Source organism: Paenibacillus sp. LjRoot153, assembly GCF_964253085.1.
Lineage (GTDB): Bacteria > Bacillota > Bacilli > Paenibacillales > NBRC-103111 > Paenibacillus_E.
In genome coordinates, this window is the sequence record NZ_CAXUQH020000001.1 from 3,442,412 (window position 1) to 3,463,040 (window position 20,629).

At 45.9% G+C, this 20,629-nt stretch carries 19 protein-coding genes; 18 read left to right on the forward strand and 1 reads right to left on the reverse strand.

Annotation, left to right across the window (positions count from 1 at the left end; translation table 11 throughout):
* The first annotated feature begins 101 nt into the window (after positions 1-101).
* The 16 genes from spoIIP (at position 102) to ACSQ8P_RS14420 (ending at position 17,777) form a co-directional block, all read left to right on the forward strand.
* On the forward strand, positions 102-1,331 hold the full coding sequence (spoIIP, locus tag ACSQ8P_RS14345) for a stage II sporulation protein P (RefSeq protein ID WP_436235818.1): 1,230 nt from the start codon (positions 102-104) through the stop codon (positions 1,329-1,331).
* A 29-nt stretch (positions 1,332-1,360) separates the two neighbouring features.
* On the forward strand, positions 1,361-1,747 hold the full coding sequence (locus ACSQ8P_RS14350) for a hypothetical protein (protein WP_436235819.1): 387 nt from the start codon (positions 1,361-1,363) through the stop codon (positions 1,745-1,747).
* Positions 1,748-1,820: 73 nt separating this feature from the next.
* The gene (lepA, locus tag ACSQ8P_RS14355) at positions 1,821-3,635 is read left to right on the forward strand and encodes a translation elongation factor 4 (protein ID WP_436235820.1); all 1,815 of its coding nucleotides are present in this window, start codon (positions 1,821-1,823) and stop codon (positions 3,633-3,635) included.
* Positions 3,636-3,718: 83 nt separating this feature from the next.
* Positions 3,719-4,870, forward strand: coding sequence for a radical SAM family heme chaperone HemW (gene hemW, locus ACSQ8P_RS14360; RefSeq protein WP_436235821.1), 1,152 nt, complete (start codon positions 3,719-3,721; stop codon positions 4,868-4,870).
* A 141-nt stretch (positions 4,871-5,011) separates the two neighbouring features.
* Entirely contained in the window at positions 5,012-5,485 is a 474-nt protein-coding gene (locus ACSQ8P_RS14365) for an N-acetyltransferase (protein WP_436235822.1), read from the forward strand.
* Between the two features lie 110 nt (positions 5,486-5,595).
* Complete coding sequence (hrcA, locus tag ACSQ8P_RS14370) at positions 5,596-6,624, forward strand: heat-inducible transcriptional repressor HrcA (protein ID WP_171635204.1); 1,029 nt, start codon at positions 5,596-5,598, stop codon at positions 6,622-6,624.
* A 14-nt stretch (positions 6,625-6,638) separates the two neighbouring features.
* Positions 6,639-8,162 carry a TCP-1/cpn60 chaperonin family protein gene (locus tag ACSQ8P_RS14375; RefSeq protein ID WP_436235823.1) on the forward strand — a complete coding sequence of 508 codons (1,524 nt, stop codon included), beginning with the start codon at positions 6,639-6,641 and terminating at the stop codon, positions 8,160-8,162.
* A gap of 57 nt (positions 8,163-8,219) precedes the next feature.
* Positions 8,220-8,783, forward strand: coding sequence for a nucleotide exchange factor GrpE (gene grpE / locus ACSQ8P_RS14380; protein WP_436235824.1), 564 nt, complete (start codon positions 8,220-8,222; stop codon positions 8,781-8,783).
* Positions 8,784-8,846: 63 nt separating this feature from the next.
* Entirely contained in the window at positions 8,847-10,685 is a 1,839-nt protein-coding gene (dnaK, locus tag ACSQ8P_RS14385) for a molecular chaperone DnaK (RefSeq protein WP_436235825.1), read from the forward strand.
* A gap of 124 nt (positions 10,686-10,809) precedes the next feature.
* Complete coding sequence (gene dnaJ / locus ACSQ8P_RS14390) at positions 10,810-11,943, forward strand: molecular chaperone DnaJ (protein ID WP_436239526.1); 1,134 nt, start codon at positions 10,810-10,812, stop codon at positions 11,941-11,943.
* 839 nt (positions 11,944-12,782) lie between these two features.
* Positions 12,783-14,513 (forward strand): alkaline phosphatase, encoded by a 1,731-nt coding sequence (locus ACSQ8P_RS14395; protein WP_436235826.1) that lies wholly within the window; start codon positions 12,783-12,785, stop codon positions 14,511-14,513.
* 82 nt (positions 14,514-14,595) lie between these two features.
* Positions 14,596-15,273, forward strand: a complete 678-nt coding sequence (locus ACSQ8P_RS14400) for an ABC transporter ATP-binding protein (RefSeq protein ID WP_436235827.1) — start codon at positions 14,596-14,598, stop codon at positions 15,271-15,273.
* On the forward strand, positions 15,270-16,478 hold the full coding sequence (locus tag ACSQ8P_RS14405; protein ID WP_436235828.1) for an ABC transporter permease: 1,209 nt from the start codon (positions 15,270-15,272) through the stop codon (positions 16,476-16,478). The genes ACSQ8P_RS14400 and ACSQ8P_RS14405 overlap by 4 nt, the downstream gene beginning before the upstream one ends.
* 11 nt (positions 16,479-16,489) lie before the next feature.
* Positions 16,490-17,260: a hypothetical protein gene (locus tag ACSQ8P_RS14410; protein WP_436235829.1), complete on the forward strand. Its 771-nt coding sequence runs from the start codon at positions 16,490-16,492 to the stop codon at positions 17,258-17,260.
* A 92-nt stretch (positions 17,261-17,352) separates the two neighbouring features.
* The gene (locus tag ACSQ8P_RS14415) at positions 17,353-17,502 is read left to right on the forward strand and encodes a YfhD family protein (protein WP_436235830.1); all 150 of its coding nucleotides are present in this window, start codon (positions 17,353-17,355) and stop codon (positions 17,500-17,502) included.
* Positions 17,502-17,777, forward strand: a complete 276-nt coding sequence (locus tag ACSQ8P_RS14420) for a hypothetical protein (protein ID WP_436235831.1) — start codon at positions 17,502-17,504, stop codon at positions 17,775-17,777. Before ACSQ8P_RS14415 ends, ACSQ8P_RS14420 begins: the two co-directional genes overlap by 1 nt.
* An 83-nt stretch (positions 17,778-17,860) precedes the next feature.
* On the opposite strand, the gene ACSQ8P_RS14425 is transcribed toward ACSQ8P_RS14420, so the two are convergent.
* On the reverse strand, positions 17,861-18,667 hold the full coding sequence (locus tag ACSQ8P_RS14425) for a glycerophosphodiester phosphodiesterase (RefSeq protein ID WP_436235832.1): 807 nt from the start codon (positions 18,665-18,667) through the stop codon (positions 17,861-17,863).
* 210 nt (positions 18,668-18,877) lie between these two features.
* Here ACSQ8P_RS14425 and prmA point away from each other — a divergent pair, with 210 nt between their 5' ends.
* Positions 18,878-19,852, forward strand: a complete 975-nt coding sequence (gene prmA, locus ACSQ8P_RS14430; protein WP_436235833.1) for a 50S ribosomal protein L11 methyltransferase — start codon at positions 18,878-18,880, stop codon at positions 19,850-19,852.
* 10 nt (positions 19,853-19,862) lie between these two features.
* Positions 19,863-20,534 (forward strand): site-2 protease family protein, encoded by a 672-nt coding sequence (locus ACSQ8P_RS14435; RefSeq protein WP_436235834.1) that lies wholly within the window; start codon positions 19,863-19,865, stop codon positions 20,532-20,534.
* The last annotated feature ends 95 nt before the right edge of the window (positions 20,535-20,629 follow it).

Below are 20,629 nucleotides of genomic sequence, written 5' to 3' on the forward strand. Positions count from 1 at the left end.
TTCCTAATCCTTCTCTATTAAAAAAATCTAGCGAAAACTAGTTCTATCGTTCGGGCTCGTTTCATAGATTGAATTAAGATAGTTTAGGAGGCATGGAAACTATGAAATGGACATCTGCCACATGGAATTTCAGCCAAGTTCGCAAAACCTTTCAGAGCGCCAGTTCCGTCGGGAAAACGTTTATCGTCCTCAGCACCTCGACCTTAGCGCTATTCGTACTCATTGGTCTGGGTGGCGTCCTGCAAAGCCGATTAATGTCAACATCGCCTGTTTCATCCATGAAAGGTCTCGCCGCATCTGTCACGAATCAGTTTTTTATCGATATGTTGGGTATGGAAGTCCCTCATTTAAATAAGGATCAGAAGAAGTTCACTTTCTCCCAGCACAACGTGTTTCACTTCGCTTTTCAAATGATGACGGATATTAATCCAAGTGATCCTAAGAGCCTAGTCGCAAGTGAAGTGCCTGGCATGGACCTGAATAAGTCGACGGTATTGGTAAAAGGGAGCGAAACGAATCCGAGTGCCCCCTACGATCTAAATCCAGGATCAAATAATTTGGAAGCAGAAGCTAGATTTCCACTTCCATCGCCGTCCGTGGAGCCGACGCCAATTAGCAGTGCAACCCCTTCTCCTAATGCAGTTGCACAACCACCGAAAACGGCTGGCGATAATATCGCATTTATCTATCAAACGCACAGTAATGAGTCATTTCTACCAGAGCTAAAAGGTGTGACAGACCCAGATAAAGCTTATAGCGATAAAGTGAATATCATCTCCGTTGGGCAACGTTTAGCACAGAATTTAGAGAGAGATGGCATCGGCGCTGTGCATTCCTCTACCGTTTATCCTAGTACTGTCAAAGGGTTTGAATATCCGTACTCCTACAAATATTCGGCCAAAACGCTCCAGGAAGCGATCACTTCGCATAAGGATTTGCAATATTTCTTCGATATTCATCGCGATTCAGCAGCACGTAATAAAACAACGGCCACGATCGAAGGCAAGGATGTCGCACAAGTGTATTTTATAATTGGCGGAAAAAACCCAAACTGGAAAAAGAACGAGGAATTTGCAAGTAAAATTCATCAAGTGCTGGAAGCGAAGCACCCAGGTGTTTCAAAGGGGATTCATGCGAAAGAGGCTAGTGAGGGCAATGGTTTGTATAACCAAAACATTTCACCTAACAGTATTTTGATCGAGGTGGGAGGGCCTTACAATACCCTCGAGGAATGCTACCGGACGACAGATTGGCTGGCTGAAGCGATATCGGAAGTTATTTTGAACGCGAAAAAAGTGGATGCACCAGTTACTACACCTAAAAACTCATAAACGAGCTTAAAACTGAAGGAGGAAATAGAATGAGGCTGAGGCACTTTTATATCAAGGTTGGCTTGTTTGGACTCTTGCTGTTATTTTGTATTTTGTTCGGCGTCAGTCTAGCATCCAGCGGCATGGAACGAATAGAAGGTCCTCAGCCTTCCTCCAAAGCAGCCCCACAAGTTGTTCCAACCAAAGTACCAGGAAAAGTAGTGACGACGGTTGCCAACGCAACGCCTACACCAGCTGTTCAAAACACAGCAGTGAAAGGCAAACAATCCGATGAGTCAAAAGCCGAACCTGTTGCTATTCATGATAATTCATTGAACCGTGTAGGGAATAAATTAGGCGAGCTTTTACAGATAACGGCACACCATGGCATTAAATTGTTTATTTCTTTGTTTGATGCTGTTTTAGGCAAAGGCTAGGTGTGCATTGCTCCGACTTCCCACAACTGCTATAATGAAAATTATTTGCATGTAGTGGGGGTTAGTCTTTAGCATGACGGACATTCGAGAAAGACAACAAAGAATTCGCAACTTTTCAATTATCGCTCATATCGATCACGGTAAATCAACACTAGCTGATCGCATTCTGGAATATACAGGTGCATTGTCTTCACGTGAGATGCAAGAGCAAGTTCTCGACCAGATGGATCTGGAGCGTGAACGGGGGATTACCATCAAGCTTCAAGCGGTGAGATTGGCTTACCGCGCTGACGATGGCGTAGATTACATCCTTAACTTGATTGATACACCAGGACACGTAGACTTTACCTATGAGGTATCACGAAGCCTTGCAGCTTGTGAAGGCGCGTTGCTGGTTGTTGATGCGGCTCAAGGGATTGAAGCTCAAACATTAGCAAACGTATATCTTGCATTGGAAAATAATTTAGAAATTTTACCAGTCATTAATAAAATCGATTTACCAAGCGCAGACCCAGATAAAGTTAAGCAAGAGATCGAAGATGTGATCGGGCTTGACGCTAGCGATGCCGTACATGCATCAGCCAAAGCGGGGATCGGCATTAAAGAGATCATCGAGCAAATTTGCCTAAAGGTACCGGCTCCACAAGGTAATCCTGATGCACCTTTGAAGGCTTTGATTTTCGACTCCCATTACGATAGCTACAAAGGTGTAATCGTGTATGTGCGTGTTGTAGATGGCGCGATCAAAGCAGGATCTAAGATCAAAATGATGGCGACAGGCAAAGTGTTTGAAGTCATTGAAGTGGGTGCGTTCAAACCAAGAATGTCATCGGTTCCTTCCCTAGAGGTCGGAGATGTTGGCTTTATCGTTGCTGGTATTAAAAATGTCGGAGACACTCGTGTCGGTGACACGGTGACGGAAGCGGATCGCCCTTCACCTGATGCATTGCCAGGTTACCGTCGGATTAATCCAATGGTTTTCTGCGGATTGTATCCGATTGAAACCACCGATTACAATGATCTTCGTGAAGCGCTGCAAAAGCTTGAGCTGAATGACGCATCCTTGCGTTTTGAGCCTGAAACCTCGACAGCATTAGGCTTCGGCTTCCGTTGCGGATTCTTAGGACTCTTGCACATGGAAATCATTCAGGAGCGGATTGAACGTGAGTTCAACATCCCATTGATTACAACGGCACCGAGCGTTATTTATCGGATTACGTTAACGAATGGTGATGTCATGGAAATTGACAATCCATCGAACTATCCGGATCCACAACGAATCGATTTCGTTGAGGAGCCTTACGTGAAAGCTTCTGTTATCGTGCCTAACGATTATGTAGGAACAATCATGGAACTTTGCCAAGGTAAACGCGGTGAATATATGAATATGGAATACTTAGATACGAATCGTGTTACATTGACTTACGAGATCCCGCTATCAGAGATTGTTTACGATTTCTTCGATATGCTGAAATCACGGACGAAGGGTTATGCTTCCTTTGACTATGAAGTTAGCGGCTATAAGAAATCCAATCTAGTGAAAATGGACATCTTGCTTAATTCCGAGCAAGTGGATGCACTTTCCTTCATCGTTCACCGTGATACCGCTTATCATCGCGGCAAAATCATTTGTGATAAGCTCAAGGAGCTCATCCCGCGGCAAATGTTTGAGGTGCCGATTCAAGCGGCAATTGGACAGAAGATCGTGGCTCGTGAGACGGTTAAAGCTATGCGTAAGAACGTACTTGCGAAGTGTTACGGCGGTGACATCTCTCGTAAGCGTAAATTGTTAGACAAGCAAAAAGAAGGTAAAAAACGCATGAAGCAGGTCGGTAGCGTAGAAGTGCCGCAAGAGGCGTTCATGGCTGTTTTGAAAATCGACGAATAGATGCATGGAACTCAAAGCTGGGGTGGCAGCGTACGCTGTCCCTTGGCTTTTTGTCAATTGTGACCGTGGAAAGGAATACCCTTATGTTAGTTACTTATACAACGCCTACAGCGGTGTACATTCATATCCCTTTTTGCACAAATAAATGTCATTATTGCGACTTCAACTCGTACGTGCTCAAGGGCCAACCTGTGATGGAATATTTAGATGCGCTTGAGCGTGAAATGGAACTCACGGTTCGGAACAATCCACCTCAGAAGGTGGAGACGATCTTCGTCGGCGGTGGAACGCCAACCGTGTTGCTTCCAGATCAAATGGATCGCTTCTTGCGCATTGTACGCACCTATTTCCCTGCGGACAGTGCGGAAGTTGAATTTTCGATGGAAGCGAACCCGGGAACAACGGACGAAGATAAGCTAGCTGTGATGAAAGCCGGCGGTGTGAATCGCATTAGCTTCGGTGTGCAATCTTTTAATAATGACATCCTTGCGGCGATCGGCCGTATTCATAATACAGATGATGTTCATAGAAGCATTGCCAATGCGAAGAAGCTAGGCTTCGATAATTTATCCATCGACCTCATGTTCGGGCTTCCGAAGCAAACGGTGGATATCATGCAGGCAACATTAGATGAGGCGCTATCACTCGATTTGCAGCATTATTCGATATATAGCTTGAAAGTAGAAGAAAACACCTTATTCCACACCTTATTCAATAAAAATCAACTGCCGCTCCCGAGTGAAGATGAGGAAGTCGATATGTATGAGTTGATCATGAAAAGGCTGGAGGGAGCGGGTTACAAGCAATATGAAATCAGTAACTTTGCCAAGCCGGGCCGCGAAAGCAGACATAATACGATGTATTGGCGCAACCGCTCATATTACGGATTAGGAGCAGGTGCACACGGGTATATGAATGGTAAGCGCCATGTGAATGTAAAGGGCATTCAACCTTACATTGACGCAACGAAGCTTGGGTTACCGATCATGGAGCAATTCGACGTAACTCCTCAAGAGGCTATGGAAGACTTTATGATGGTTGGCTTGCGACTGCTAGAGGGTGTGCGAAGCAAGGACTTCATGGATCAATTCGGAGAGACGATCGAATCCCACTTTGGAGCTACCCTGCAAAGCTGGATAAACAAAAAGCTGATCGAGCAAACGCCAGAAGGATATCGTCTATCCAAACACGGCATTTTGTTAGGAAATGAAGTCTTTGCCTCGTTCTTAAGCTAAACCAAAATAGCGCAAAAAACGCTTGTGCATTTATACGTTTCGTTGTATATTTATACATGAATCCACAAGCGAAACAGCGGAAAGCCGCAGGGCGCTAGCGTGGCTTTTATGCATTTTTGTGCGAATGGTGGGTGGGGAAACGTGAATACATCAACTACGGTGTCCGTAAGAAAAGCTTCGGTAGATGATATTGATAAGCTTTACGAAATTATACAGGGGTATGCCAAGCAAGGCATCATGCTACCGCGGAGTAGGGAAATGCTCCAAGATCAAATTGACACGTTTGTTGTCGCTGAATTCGATGGCTTATTAATTGGCTGCGGTTCATTGACGAGATTGGGGCCAGATCTTGTTGAGATTCGCTCACTTGGGATGACGCCTGGTTACAAGGGTCAAGGGATCGGTGGTAAGCTTGTTGATTTCTTAGTTGAAGAGGCAAGAAGTCAAGGTATTATTAAAGTTATGGCACTTACTTATGAAGTAGCTTTCTTCCAAAAAAACGGCTTTACGCTCGTTCCGAAGGAGATTTTTCCGGAGAAGGTTTGGAGAGACTGCATGCATTGCAAAAAACAGTATTGTTGCGACGAAATCGCCGTACTTAAACGTTTGGATTGACTTGACAACAGACCTTAGGGTCTGTTATTTTTGTATTAGGATTTAGCACTCACTAAATACGAGTGCTAACGACGGTGGCAAATAGTGAGAAGTGAGGAGGAGGGGTACTCATGTTGACAGAGCGCCAACGCATGATTTTAAGTGCAATCATTGATGATTACGTTCGTTCAGCGGAGCCAATTGGTTCGCGAAGTATTTCGAAGCGTGGGAATGTTGGGTTTAGTCCAGCAACCATACGTAACGAAATGTCTGATCTCGAAGAAATGGGCTATCTTGAGCAGCCTCATACGTCCGCAGGTCGTATTCCTTCACACAAAGGTTATCGCTATTATGTCGATCATTTGTTGAAGCACGGTTCCTTGCATAGTCATGATTTGGACTCCATGAAAGGGGCTTTCGCAGAACGGATTCAGGAGATGGAAGGTGTTATTCAGCACGTTGCTGGCATGCTCTCCAGTCTTACGAATTACACGTCTATTGTGCTCGGTCCTGAGGTTTTTAGCACGACATTGAAACATATCCAAATCATTCCGATCTCGGATACGACGGCTGTTGCGATCCTGGTGATGAATACTGGGCATGTTGAAAATAAGACGGTAACGATACCCGAAGGAATTCCGATGTCGGAAATCGAGAAGGTCGTTAATATTCTGAACACTAGGCTGAAGAATGTGCCATTGGTTCAGTTTAAATCGAAGCTCTACAATGAGATTTCTAATGAGTTAAGCAAATATGTTACTGGCTATCAAGAGCTTCTTGGTTTGGTGGAAAGCGTGCTTCAAAGCGATGAGAAGGACCGTGTGTTCCTCAGTGGGATGACGAATATGCTCACACAACCTGAGTTCAAGGATGTGGAGAAAGTGAAGAGCATTTTTGATCTGCTGGAAGAAGCACCAACCCTTATCAAGTTATTTACTCCGTCAAATGAAGGCATTGAGATTAAAATTGGTGCTGAGAATAGCATTGAAGCCATATCGAATTGCAGTTTAATTACAGCTTCCTATTCCATAGGTGGTACACCGCTTGGAACGATTGGTATTTTGGGACCTACACGCATGGAGTACGGTAGAGTTATTGGCTTAATGGAGCATCTATCGAAACATATGGAATTGGTCCTAGGACGTTGGTATGGCAAATGACAGGAGTCAAACCCATGCATGGTGAAGGCGAAGAACGGTACTCTACGTTAGTGAATAATGCCGCGGCTGTCAGAGCGATTTGTTCGGCTGTCGAAGGAACCTTAGGTCCTAAAGGGCTAGATACCATGCTAGTCGGCGGCCAAGGTGATGTCATTATTACCAACGATGGTGTGACCATATTGGAAAAGATGGATGTTACCCATCCTGCTGCTAGGTTAATGATTCAAGTCGCTCGGAGTCAACAACGCCAAATTGGCGATGGTACAACGACAGCGACTGTGCTTGCCGGAGCCATGGTGCAAGAAGGTGTCGCGCAAGTTACACGCGGCGTCCCTGTTGCCAAGGTTGTCACTGGCATGCTACAGGGCATCGAATTAGCCGTAGCGAGCTTACAAGGTCGCAGTCGTAAGATTGCAGGTCTTGCAGATCGCGCACTGCAGCGAATTGCTTATACAGCGGGGCGCGAGCAAACTGACATTGCTAAGCTTATTATTCAAGCGGCCGAAGCGGTGGGTGAAGAGAAGCTTCGCGAAGAGGGCTATCGCTTCGCGGACAGTGTGCTCGCACATGAAGAGGCGAGCAGCGAGGTCTGGACCGGCATTCTGCTGAACCAGAAGCCGATGAACCTGCATCCGGGGCACGAGCGCCGAGATGCCCGCATTCTCGTGCTGCATGATGCCTTGGAGCCTGAGGCGGTCAGCGAGGAATCGCTGGTCACCGAGGCAGGCTTCCAGCGCTACATGCAGCTCCGGGAGCTCTTCCGCAGCAGCCTTGGCTCGCTGCAGGAGCTCGGCGTCGGTCTGATCGCATCAGACCGCGGGGTTGACCCTGAGGCGGAGCAGTTCTGCTCCGACCATGGCATCCTCGTGCTGCAGCGGCTGTCCCGCCGGGACCTGCAGCTGCTGAGCGAGCACACCGGCGCTAGGCCGGTGCGGCGCACGGCGCTGCGCAAGAGCGCGCCGGAGCTGAGCGCTGCGCTCGGTCACGCGGGCTATGCCGCGTATGACGAGCGGCTGGAGCGCGTGCGCGTGGCGCATGGTCACGGTGAGCAGCACGTGACCGTGATCGTTGGCGCCGCGACGCGCGAAGCGGCGCATGAGCGCTCGCGCATCGCGAAGGACGCTGCGTCAGCCGTCCAAGCCGCCGTGCGCGGCGGGTACTTGCCCGGTGGCGGCGCTGCGGAGATGGCCGTCGCGCATGATCTGGAGCGTGTGCGCGAGACGATGAAGGGCATGGAGGGCTTTGGTGTGGCCGCTGTCGCGGGAGCACTGCGCAAGCCATTATCACAAATCGTCGTGAATGCAGGCTACAACCCACTCGAGAAGGTTGAAGAGCTGAAAGCGGCCCAGCTTGCGCAGGATACGGACAGCCTAGGGATCGATTGTGATACGGGGCTGATCACGGATTTTGTGGAAGCAGGGATCATGGATCCGACAGATGTGAAAATTCACGCTCTGCAAGCGGCCGGTGAAGTAGCTGCCGCGGTGCTGCGTATCCATACAGTGATTAAGATGAAGCAGCCTTTTGAAGAGAACTAAAGATGGGCAAACTAAACCCAAATAAGTCGTGTATTATGTTTAGGAGGTGAAGGACAATTGAGTACTGGAGATAACAAAACAGTCGAACAAGACATCAACACTACATACGCAGCCGACAACGAAGCAACGACTGGTGAAGCTGACGTAGAAGTTTCCAATGATGCTGAGGTATCGAGCGAATTGGAACAGGCGCGTGTGCAAGCCGAAGAAAACTATCAGCGTTTATTACGCGTTCAAGCGGACTTCGACAACTTCCGTCGCCGTGCAAGAGCGGAGAAGGAAGATTTCGCGAAATACGCTTCGCTTAAATTGATTGAACAGCTATTACCGATTGTGGATAACTTTGATCGCGCGCTGTCTTCAAGCAAAGAGACGAAGGATTTCGACGCATTGGTGAAGGGCTTGGATATGACGTACCGCGGCATTGATCAACTATTGACTGCTGAAGGCCTTAAGCCTATCGAAGCGGTTGGCCAACCATTCAATCCTGAATTCCATCAAGCGGTTATGCAAGTGGAATCTGAGGAGCATGAAGAAGGTATCGTCGTAGAAGAATTGCAAAAAGGCTATATCTTAAAAGATAAGGTCATCCGACCTGCGATGGTTAAAGTTAGCGTTTAGAGATCTTATCATTTTTAACTAAATCTAATCACGTTCCTAGGGAACATAAGGAGGCATCTTTACATGAGTAAAGTAATTGGTATTGACTTAGGTACTACAAATTCTTGCGTTGCCGTTATGGAAGGCGGAGAAGCTGTCGTAATTCCAAATCCAGAAGGTAACCGCACAACGCCATCCGTTGTAGGTTTCAAAAAAGATGGCGAGCGCGTAGTTGGTGAAACTGCTAAGCGTCAAGCGATCACAAACCCAGACAAAACAATCAGCTCCATCAAGCGTCACATTGGTACGAACCACAAAGAGCACATTGATGGCAAAGACTACACGCCACAAGAGATCTCTGCAATTATCCTGCAAAAGCTAAAAGCGGATGCGGAAGCTTACCTTGGCCAAACCGTTACACAAGCGGTAATCACGGTTCCTGCTTACTTTAACGACAGCCAACGTCAAGCGACGAAGGATGCTGGTAAAATTGCTGGTCTTGAAGTTCTTCGTATCGTCAATGAGCCAACTGCAGCAGCACTTGCTTACGGTTTGGAAAAAACAGAAGACCAAACGATTCTCGTTTATGACCTTGGTGGCGGTACATTTGACGTATCCATCCTTGAGTTAGGCGATGGTTTCTTCGAAGTTAAAGCAACAAGCGGCGATAACAAATTGGGCGGCGATGATTTTGACCAAGTGATCATCGATTACCTCGTTGCTGAATTCAAAAAAGAGCAAGGCATTGACCTTTCCAAAGATAAAGCGGCTGTTCAACGTTTGAAAGATGCTGCAGAAAAAGCGAAAAAAGAACTTTCCGGTGTTTTGACAACGACAGTTTCCCTTCCGTTCATCACGGTAGCAGACGGCGTTCCTCAGCATTTGGAGTTGAACTTGACTCGTGCGAAGTTCGAAGAATTGTCAGCTGGTCTTGTTGAAAGAACACTAGGACCAACTCGTCAAGCGCTTCAAGATTCCGGTTTGTCCACAAGCCAAATTGATAAAGTTGTTCTTGTTGGTGGATCCACGCGTATTCCTGCAGTTGTTGAAGCGATTAAGAAGTTAACAGGTAAAGAGCCTCACAAAGGTGTTAACCCGGATGAAGTTGTTGCGCTTGGCGCAGCTGTTCAAGCTGGTGTTTTAACTGGTGAAGTGAAAGACGTTGTTCTTCTTGACGTAACACCACTTTCCCTTGGTATCGAAACAGCAGGCGGCGTATTCACGAAAATGATCGACCGCAATACAACGATTCCTACTACGAAATCACAAGTGTATTCCACTTATGCAGATAACCAAACTAGCGTTGAGATTCATGTTCTTCAAGGTGAGCGCTCCATGGCTAGTGGTAACAAAACACTTGGTCGCTTTATGCTAGGTGACATTCCTCCAGCTCCACGCGGCGTTCCACAAATCGAAGTTAGCTTCGATATCGATGCGAACGGTATCGTTAACGTGTCGGCTTTGGATAAAGGAACAGGCAAGAGCCAAAAAATCACGATCACTTCTTCCAGCGGCTTGAGCGATGCAGAAGTTGAACAAATGGTGAAGGATGCGGAAGCACATGCTGAAGAAGATCGCGCACGTAAAGAGCTTGTAGAAGCTCGTAACGAAGCTGATCAATTGGTATACTCCGTTGACAAAACGATCAAAGATCTTGGCGACAAAGTAGACCAAGGCGAGATCGACAAAGCGAATGCTGCGAAAGAGAAAGTTACAGCTGCTCTTGCTGGCAACGATCTTGAAACGATCAAAAAAGCAACAGAAGAATTGACAGAAGTGATTCAACAGCTTTCTGTTAAATTATATGAGCAAGCTTCACAAGATCAAGGTCCTGATGCGAGTAGCGGCGCAGGCGAAGCTCCAAAAGGTAGAGAAAATGTTGTTGACGCTGACTACGAAGTGGTTGACGAACCTAAAAAATAAACATATTCTAACTAAATAGAAGTTTAAAGAAGTTTTTTAAACACTGTTTGTTATCAATTAACGTAAGAGTCAAAGCCAAGGGGAGGTTCTCCGTGGCTTTGACTTTCCGTTTGTAGTCTTGAACATGGGAGTGGAACAAGTGAGTAAACGTGATTATTACGAGGTGTTAGGTCTCGGGAAGAATGCTTCACAGGAAGAGATCAAGAAGGCTTACCGTAAAATGGCACGTCAATATCACCCTGACGTGAATAAAGCGGCAGACGCTGAAGATAAGTTCAAAGAAGCGAAGGATGCCTATGATGTACTGAGCGATGATCAGAAGAAAGCTCAATATGATCAGTTCGGTCATGTAGATCCGAATCAAGGGTTTGGCGGCGGTCAAGACTTCGGTGGCGGCTTCGGGGATATCTTTGATATGTTCTTTGGCGGCGGCGGTGGTGGAAATCGTCGTAATCCGAATGCACCGCAGCGCGGTAACGATTTGCAATACACGATGACAGTGGAATTTAAAGAAGCCATTTTTGGTAAAGAAATGGATATCAACATTCCGCGAACTGAAAATTGCGATACGTGTCATGGTTCGGGTGCTAAAGCAGGAACAAAGCCAGAAACATGTGGCGGATGTCATGGTAGCGGGCAACAAGAAGTTGTTCAGAATACAGCATTTGGCCGTATTGTGAATCGCCGCGTGTGTACGTCATGTAATGGTTCCGGTAAAATCATTAAAGAAAAATGTGGAACATGTCATGGCGCTGGTAAGGTGAAAAAGACTCGCACAATTCACATTAAGATTCCAGCAGGTGTGGATGATGGCGCTCAACTTCGCGTTTCTGGTGAAGGTGAAGGCGGAACACGTGGAGGCCCATCAGGTGACCTTTATGTTGTGATTCGTGTGAAGTCTCATGAATTCTTCCAACGTGAAGGTAATGATGTGTACTGTGAAGTTCCATTGACGTTCATGCAGGCGGCGCTTGGTGATGAAATCGAAATTCCAACGCTTACTGAGAAAGTGAAGCTCAAGATTCCAGCAGGTACACAAACAGATACGTATTTCCGTCTTAAAGGCAAAGGTGTTCCGCATCTGCGCGGCTTCGGTCAAGGGGATCAGCACGTTAAGGTCATCGTGATGACACCAACGAACTTGTCAGAAGATCAGAAGGATTTGCTGCGTCAGTTCGGCAAGCAAAGCGGCGAGCATACGCATGAGCAAAGCCAGTCTATTTTTGAACGTATGAAGAGAGCCTTCTTAGGCGACTAGCTAACTATGGCACCCCGAGTGTGTGGATGACAGATTTAATCTGTGCATTCACGCGTTTGAGGTGCTTTTTGCTTTGAAGGTGAATTTTTATCATTTCAGTGGATTTATCCAGTGTGCACTACTTAGTGATTTCTCCTGAACCTGAACCCGAGCCCGAACCCGAACCCGAACCCGAGCCCGAACCCGAACCCAACCCGAACCCGAACCCGAACCCGAACCCGAACCCCTGACTGGAACCCCCTCAGAAGACACCCAGCACCCGCACCCAGCCAACACCACCGCCACCGCGTCTAACGGACATAGAAGACACTATTTGTTTAAAATCAGGGAATTTGGAGCGCTAACGGACACAGATGTCACTATTGTGGTGAAAATCAGCTTATATGTGGCAATTTTGCCGAAATAGCTGCAACAGTGTCCGTTAGCTCATGAAAAGGTGATCTCTAACCGAATTAGCGTTCACTGTATCCGTTATGAGATGCTATCGACTATTTGGACAACCCAAAACATATTAGCAACCACCAGGTACCTCGTACCATCGCCCACCGCCACCGCTCACCACCCGTCACCACCACCGCCACCGCTCACCACCCATCCCCCATCCCCACACCACCACCTAACGGACATAGTAGACACTATTTGTTTTAATCATGGTATTTGGAACGCTAACGGACACAGTCGTCACCGAACGAAAGCTCTCCTTCTCATAGCCTATTGATCATCCCTTTACAAATCCTATCAAATTTACAAGACCTTCATATGACTTTGACGTTCTCCAAATCTACGAGCCTTATGCTAGTTAGGTGTAAGGTGAAATACTATTTTTGGAGGGAAAACATTTGAAAAAAGGGTTAAAACAATTCATGGGTTCAGGAATGGCAGTTTCCTTATTAACTCTAAGTTTAGCAGGCACAGTATCCGCTGCAGATTCAGCAACTCCATCTACAGTTCCGTCATCACTTCCTTCTAAAAATTTGATCGTTCTCATTGGCGATGGGATGGGGCCAGCTGAAGTAACAGCTGCTCGTTTTTACGCGAAGAAATTCCTGGGTAAAGATCGTCTCGAGTTAGATGGCGGTTATTATGTGGGGAAAGCGACTACATACTCGCAAGCAAGTCCTTACACAACGGAGTCAGGTGCGGTAACGGATTCAGCGGCAGCTGCTACTGCTTTTTCAACAGGAAATAAAACGTACAACAATGCGATCAGTGTATCCAATGGTGATGTAGCTAAGCCTTATGCTTCTGTTATTGAAGCGGCGATGAAGCAAGGCAAAGCAACTGGTTTAGTATCAACTGACAATATTACTGGGGCAACTCCTGCTGTATGGGCGTCACATGTTCGCCAACGCAGCAACCAAAACGCGATTGCTTCGCAATATTTGAACAGTGGTGTTGATGTGATCTTCGGCGGGGGGAAAGTTAACTTCACGACGAAAGAGGACAAAGGTAAGCGTACCGACAAGAATATCATTCCTGATTTTCAAGCAAAGGGGTATCAGACGGCTTTTGATAAAAAAGGCTTAGATGCAATCCCTGTAACCGCAGGCAAGGCGCTTGGACTTTTTGCAGATGCTGAGATTCCTTATGTACTTGACCGTACGGATTCGGTGCCGTCATTACCGCAATTATCACAAAAAGCAATCGATATTTTATCTCAAAATAAAAATGGCTTCGTCTTGTTAGTTGAGCAAGGTCGTATTGACCACGCGGGTCATGCGAACGATCTTCCTGCGAATATTCAGGAGATGCTAGAGTTGGATGCGACGTTCAAAACGTTAGTGGATTTTGCTAAAAAAGATGGTAATACATCTGTTGTCGTATCGGCGGATCATGAAACAGGCGGCTTGTCACTTGCAAGAGACAACGTTTATGAATTGAACGTAGATTTGTTTAACAAACAGAAGCATTCGTACGAGTATATTGATGGCATCTTGAAAAAAGCTCAAACGGCAGATGATATCCGCAAAATCGTAGCAGACAACATTGGCTTCACGGATCTATCTGACGAGGAAGTACAATTGATTCTGAATGGTGATGGCTCCTCCTACGGTCGTGGCGGCGGTTATAATGCAGTCGTGTCGAAGCGTTTAGCGGTAGGCTGGACGGGGCATGGTCACACAGGGGTTGACGTCGGTGTATGGGCTTATGGTCCGATCGCTGATCTCGTCAAAGGTGATATAGATAATACGGATATTGCTAAAAGCGGTGCGAAAGTGATTGGCGCTGATTTAGCAGCGGTAACGAAAGAGCTACAAGATAAATATTTATACCCAATGTTCAAAGTTACACGTGATTCCAAAACTTTGTTTACTGCAAGATCATTAGCGGAATCCCTAGGAATTCAAGTAGCTTGGGATGAAGCGACGGGTACTGTTACTTTTACGAAGGATAATCAAAAGGTCTCTGTGCTGGTATCATCCGGAGCGATCACGGTAAATGGTACAGCAAGCGCATGGGTTGGCAATGTAGATAATGGCAAGTTGTATTTGCCGCTAGAAGCCTTTAATCAACTGACTGGCAAAACGTACACGTGGGATTCCTTTAATGAGCGTATTGTAAAAAATTAAACATGGGAGCAGACGGACATGGGGAGCTCCTTCCCTGTGTCCTCTTTTCTTTTGGAGTCGAATTGAAGCGAGGGGCTTACAGATGATTAGTCTACAAGGAATATCGAAATCATTCCGACTGCATGGTCAAAGCTTACCTATCTTACAGGTAGCACAGTGGCAAATTCAAAAAGGCGAAAGAATTGCGCTGATGGGAGCGAGCGGCTGTGGAAAAAGTACGCTTTTACATCTGCTTAGCGGAGTCATAACAGCTGATCAGGGAGAGATTTGGGTGGCTGGACACCCCGTTCATCTGCTCACCGAAAGTAAACGAGATCGCTTCCGAGCGGAGAATATCGGTTATATTTTTCAGGATTTTCATCTCATAGCTTCGCTAACGGTTAGGCAAAATATTGATTTAATCATGCCTCACACCGGTACGAAGCAGGAGAGAAAGAAGAAGCTCGACGATTGGCTGGAGCGTGTGGGCTTGGAGGATCGTGGAGAGCATCTACCATCTCAACTATCTCGAGGTCAACAACAAAGAGCCGCAATTGTCCGGGCGTTAATTAGCAAGCCTCCCTTGCTATTAGCGGATGAGCCTACGGGTAGCTTGGATTGGGAGACGGCGAGCGAAATGATGACGTTGCTGCTTGATATTTGCAGAGATGAGCAATTGACTTTACTGACAGTTACGCATGACCGACATATCGCTGAGATGTTCCCCAAACGTGTATACATGCAAGAGTTGAATGAACTTCTTAGGAGTGTTTCTATATGAAAGTAATTTCCTTGCTTTGGAGTCACATCTGGCATCGCAAAACCTTGTCACTCTTGACCATTAGCTCTGTGGCAATTACAGCCGCACTTGTTGTTTTTCTTCTGTTATGCAGCCAAGGTGTGGAGCAAGGCGCTGAAAAAGGCTACGGACCCTTCGAAGTCACAATTGGCGCTAAAGGCAGCGCGTCACAGCTTGCGCTTAATACCTACTACCGTATTGGCGCACCGACAGGGAATATTCCCATTACTGTTTTAGAAGATGTTCGTAAAAATGAGTTCGTCGAGTCTGCTTACGCGATGACCACGGGGGATAATTATAATGGTTTCCCGATTGTTGGTATGGAACCCGGTTATTTCTTAACTCGATATGGTGCTGGGAAACAAATGGCACAAGGTAAGCTATACGGTACATTAGGAGAAACCATCGTTGGTTCCTATGTGGCAAGCTCTTTGGGTCTTCATGTGGGAGACACATTCGCGGGTGCACATGGGCTTATTCAAGGTTTGGAAGAAGCAGAGGGAGATGGAGAGGATGAGGAACATCATCCTGCCTTCATCTATACGGTAGTGGGGATATTGCCACCATTTCACACATCGGATGATCGAGCTGTTTTCACAACGTTGGACTATGCGTGGGCTGTTCACGAAAGTCAGCCAAATACAGCAAAAGAGATCACTGCGATCGTTGTTAAACCGAAATCACTGCTAGGAGCCCAGTCAATCAAAACGGTATTCGCACAATACAACAATGTGCAGGCTGTTTATACAAGCAAGGCGATTGCCGATGTTGTCAATGTTGTTGATCAAGGGACACAGGCAGTGAAGTTTGTGACGATGATATGCATTTTGCTTGCGGCGGGATCCATTCTATTATCGCTGACTGCAGCGGTACATGAACGCAAAAGAGACGTCGCACTGTTACGACTCATCGGGAAATCTAAGTATTTCATCTGGCTTTCGCTTATTGGTGAAGGAGTTATTTTAACCTTGTTTGGATTAGTGCTAGGGATTGCTGCCGGACATATTGGAGGATATGTGAGCCGTGATGTGGTCTTTGCCAGTACAGGGCTACAAATACAGGCGGGGGCTATCGTGCCAGGGGAATCCATACTAGTTATTGTTACCTTGGTGATTGCGATTGTAGCGTCTATTGGCCCGGCAATTCAAGCTTATCGTGTGGATCCATTGCAATTATTCCGTTCTTGAGGTGAATGAGGATGAAAAATACACATAGAATTACTGGGCTGAGTTTGTTTGCCTTGTTCATTATCCTTTCGGGCTGTGGTCAAAATCAGGCTGAGCTCCCAGGTCAATCCTTCGGAAGTATCGTGTCGAATGTGGAGACTGTCGCATCTTCGATGCCGAACGACCCTGTCTCCTCCAAGGAGACACCTGTCGGAAAGCCTACCGAGACGCCTCCTGCTGTAATACCCAACGTGACTCCAAGCCCTAGCGTTGTTGTTCAAAAAGATGCGGCATCAGCACCGCCCAATGCTAATCCATCCATACCTCCAACATCTTCTCCACAGGCACAGATCGAAAGTAGTAAGTCAACACCCGCAGTGGCAACAACTAAGCCTCCAGAGCCTGTTGCTGCGTCTCCCTCGAAACAACAGCAGCTGTCGAACGAACTGAAATGGGATGAGTTTTTCGATTCGGTTAAGCAAGATACACCTTCTAATAAGTTTTGGGATTTGAATGGGAAAACTGTCCAGATCAAAGGATTTATGGGGGAGGTGCTTTCCTTTGATAAACATTGGTTCCTACTGATTCCTAAACCTGGTGCAGAGTGTCCCTTTGATAATGGCGATGAAACGTACTGGAATAAGATCATGATTGTTTACGTGCCTGATTCAATGAAACTCAGATATACCTCCGGTCCTTTGTTACTCACAGGGAGGCTTGATGTTGGCATTAAGCTTGATGAATCGGGCTACAAAACGATGTTTCGTTTATATGATGCTTCTTTTGAAAAAATGAAGGAATAAACATGATCGGCTTTTGCATAAAAGGTTGTGGGTTTGCAAACGATATATGGGGCTATCATGAAAGAAATTAGGAATATTTGGAGGTTGGATACATGAATCAGAAGAAAAACAATCAAGGACAAAGCAATCTACCCGTTGCAAAGCAAGAGGATGTTGAATTTTCAGCGGAAGTAGCGGATAGGGATGATTTCGAGGCTGCGGAGCGCGCACAAGCGGCGGATGATCGACAGGAAGATCAGTAATGGCGGAAAAAGGGATTCTTGCCTATTTTCATTCCCCCGAACAAGCGGAAGGTGTTGCTTCCAAATTGAAAGCATTGCGCGCTGTGGATGTGCAGGTTGATCGTTTTACAAATGATATCGGCAGTGGAATTGAAATGTCCATGGCGGATAGCATGATTAGTCAAGATCATGAGGTTGATACTGTGGGACTTGATATTGTATTGGCTGCAGTCATTGATGAGCAGTGTTATGAACAAGCTATCCGCGTGATTGAAACAGCAGGTGGCTCGGTTTAAATAAGAAGCACCTGTTCCATTGGACCTCAAATTTCGGGGTCGACGGGACAGGTGCTTTTTTAACATAGTAAAATAGCAAAAATTTATTCAACGCTCATCAATTTGACGAGCTTATCCGGATAATTTGTAATAATGCTGGACACACCAAGCGCCAACATGCGTCTCATCATCCTCGTATCATTAACGGTCCAAACATAAACTTCTTTATGGTGATTCTCAGCCAGCCTCATGAACGATTCATTCACAAGGGGGTAGGCCGCAGAAATGACTTCATAATCAGAGCTTTTCATTAGTTCATCGATATCTTCTGTGTTTTGGCCGACGATGAGGCCTGTCTTTATGGAGGCGTTAAGCGTTTTCACTTTATGTAAAAGCTCCGCATCGAAAGAGGTCACCGTACATTCTTTTACAAAATTATGCGATTGGATGATATCCACTGTTTTTTGTGCAAGCTCCACCTCATGGCCATTATTTTTCAACTCGATATTCAGCTTTAAATGACCTTTGACGAGTGAAATGACTTCATCTAGGGTAGGAACATGCTCATCTTTAAAATCCTTATGATACCAACTGCCTGCGCTTGCTTGTTTGAGCTCCGTAGACGTGACTTCCCACATATTTTTGTTAATACCAGTCGTTCTATTCGCACTATTGTCATGCATAAGCATGACGATGCCATCAGCCGTTTCTTGAACATCTAACTCTGCGTATCCAGCGTGATCCGTAATGGCTTGTTGAAACGCAGCTAGCGTATTCTCAGGTGTATCCCCTGAGCTTCCGCGATGAGCTGTAACTTGACTGTAATTATCAGCCATCATGGTTTGGGTAGTCAGTGGTGCGATAAGTGCCATTGCAAGGAAAACTGGAAGAACCATGAGTGTTTTGCGCATAAGATGTCTCCGTTCTTACGATACATAATAATGATGACTAATTCAATGTAGCACCGAAGTGTTAGAACTGTGTTAAGAAAAATAAAAAAGCGCTTACATTGATGACTCCATTTTACCCCAGAAGCGAAGTGTAGTACAATGTTCTTTGTGAAAATAGCCCTTTAGGCTGATATTTCGCATAGGGAATAACCGACAGGAGGAGCAATACCGATGCTTTGGCAAGAATTAACTGTATATACGACAGAAGAAGCGATTGAAATGATAACCAACTTTGTTCATGAATTGGGAGCCGGAGGTGTTTCCATTGAAGAATCCGGTACCTTAAATAAAGAGAGAGATACTTCGTTTGGTCAATTATACGAAACGCCATTTAACGATATCCCGGAAGGTAGAGCTGTAATCAAAGGTTACTTCTACCACGGCACCGACATGGAGCCTGTCTTGGCGAATTTGAAGGCTTCTGTGGAACAATTGGCAGATTTTGATATTGATACGGGGAACCCGACGTTTGAGGTTGTTGAAGTCGATGATGAAGACTGGGCGCATGCGTGGAAAACATATTTCAAACCAATTCGCGTGTCCGATCGCTTGACGATTAAACCTACTTGGGAAGAATACACGGCTTCGCCAGGTGAATTGATTTTGGAACTCGACCCGGGTATGGCCTTCGGAACAGGTACACATGCAACCACTTCACTGTGCTTGAAAACGTTGGAGAAGGTACTTCAGCCAGGTGACGATGTGATTGATGTAGGAACCGGCTCAGGTATTCTTTCCATTGCTGCAGCAAAGCTTGGTGCAAAACATGTACTCGCTGTGGATCTAGATCCCGTAGCGGTTACAAGTGCGTTGGATAATACAAAGCAGAACCAGCTGGAAGAACAAATTACGGTGAAACTTAGCGACCTTCTTGGCGTACTTAAAGAAAGCGAGTCCGAAGGGGATGCGGGATTAGGTGTGTCAATTCCTGTTCAGCTCGTTGTTGCGAATATTTTGGCTGAGGTCATTGTCATGTTCGTTGATGATGTGTACGAGGTGTTGCAGCAAGGCGGTTATTACATAACTTCAGGGATCATTACGAACAAAGAAGCGGATGTAGAAAAAGCACTGGTTGCAGCAAAATTCACGATCGTAGAGAAAAACTATGATTCGAATTGGGTTGTGATCGTAGCTAGAAAGCTGTAGGTGTTGATTCATGGGAGGCTTATTATTTTACGATTGGAATACATTGCCGTTTGTAATCCTAGTGCTCGTGCTCTCGTTTACGATTCATGAATGGGCGCATGCGTATAGCGCCTATAAATTAGGAGATGATACGGCTTATAAATTTGGCCGCGTTTCCTTGAATCCGATGGTCCATCTAGATCTCTTCGGGACGATTATGCTGTTGATTGCTGGTTTTGGTTGGGCAAAACCGGTGCCTGTAAACCGTGGGAATTTCAAGCGTCCCCGCTTGTTTGGGATTATTGTGACCGCGGCTGGGCCGATTAGTAACTTGATTATTGCCTTTATTACTTTATTTATTTTCGCGCTATTCCAGAAATATGGCTGGTTAGATGGGATGTCCAAAGGCAGCGGAGATGCGATTGTTCTTTTTTTGAAACTAATGTTGAATATTAATATTACTTTGTTCCTCTTTAACTTGATCCCAATTCCACCTCTTGATGGATACCGTATTATTCAAGATTTAGTAAACCTTAGATACACAGAAACACTTCAAAAGTTTGAACAATGGGCTTCTGTGATTTTCCTATTAGTCGTCTTTATCAGACCACTACGTCAGGTAACATTAGATCCTTATTTACGCTTAGGAGATAGCATTATCAACCAGTTTGCCATTGTGATTGCTCCCATCTTGGGCATGTAACCCTAACCAGTTACTTCCTTATGGATTTTCGGACTCAAACGAGGTATGATGGTGTGTGGAAGTTTCACCAGATAAATGATGTTCAAATGAACGAA

Coding starts and splice junctions, on each gene's coding strand:
- ACSQ8P_RS14400 (WP_436235827.1), top strand. CDS start 14,596: ATGATTAGTCTACAAGGAATATCGAAATCATTCCGACTGCATGGTCAA.
- spoIIP (WP_436235818.1), top strand. CDS start 102: ATGAAATGGACATCTGCCACATGGAATTTCAGCCAAGTTCGCAAAACC.
- ACSQ8P_RS14375 (WP_436235823.1), top strand. CDS start 6,639: ATGCATGGTGAAGGCGAAGAACGGTACTCTACGTTAGTGAATAATGCC.
- prmA (WP_436235833.1), top strand. CDS start 18,878: ATGCTTTGGCAAGAATTAACTGTATATACGACAGAAGAAGCGATTGAA.
- dnaK (WP_436235825.1), top strand. CDS start 8,847: ATGAGTAAAGTAATTGGTATTGACTTAGGTACTACAAATTCTTGCGTT.
- ACSQ8P_RS14415 (WP_436235830.1), top strand. CDS start 17,353: ATGAATCAGAAGAAAAACAATCAAGGACAAAGCAATCTACCCGTTGCA.
- ACSQ8P_RS14410 (WP_436235829.1), top strand. CDS start 16,490: ATGAAAAATACACATAGAATTACTGGGCTGAGTTTGTTTGCCTTGTTC.
- lepA (WP_436235820.1), top strand. CDS start 1,821: ATGACGGACATTCGAGAAAGACAACAAAGAATTCGCAACTTTTCAATT.
- ACSQ8P_RS14420 (WP_436235831.1), top strand. CDS start 17,502: ATGGCGGAAAAAGGGATTCTTGCCTATTTTCATTCCCCCGAACAAGCG.
- hemW (WP_436235821.1), top strand. CDS start 3,719: ATGTTAGTTACTTATACAACGCCTACAGCGGTGTACATTCATATCCCT.
- ACSQ8P_RS14435 (WP_436235834.1), top strand. CDS start 19,863: ATGGGAGGCTTATTATTTTACGATTGGAATACATTGCCGTTTGTAATC.
- ACSQ8P_RS14350 (WP_436235819.1), top strand. CDS start 1,361: ATGAGGCTGAGGCACTTTTATATCAAGGTTGGCTTGTTTGGACTCTTG.
- ACSQ8P_RS14405 (WP_436235828.1), top strand. CDS start 15,270: ATGAAAGTAATTTCCTTGCTTTGGAGTCACATCTGGCATCGCAAAACC.
- hrcA (WP_171635204.1), top strand. CDS start 5,596: ATGTTGACAGAGCGCCAACGCATGATTTTAAGTGCAATCATTGATGAT.
- ACSQ8P_RS14425 (WP_436235832.1), bottom strand. CDS start 18,667: ATGCGCAAAACACTCATGGTTCTTCCAGTTTTCCTTGCAATGGCACTT.
- dnaJ (WP_436239526.1), top strand. CDS start 10,810: ATGGGAGTGGAACAAGTGAGTAAACGTGATTATTACGAGGTGTTAGGT.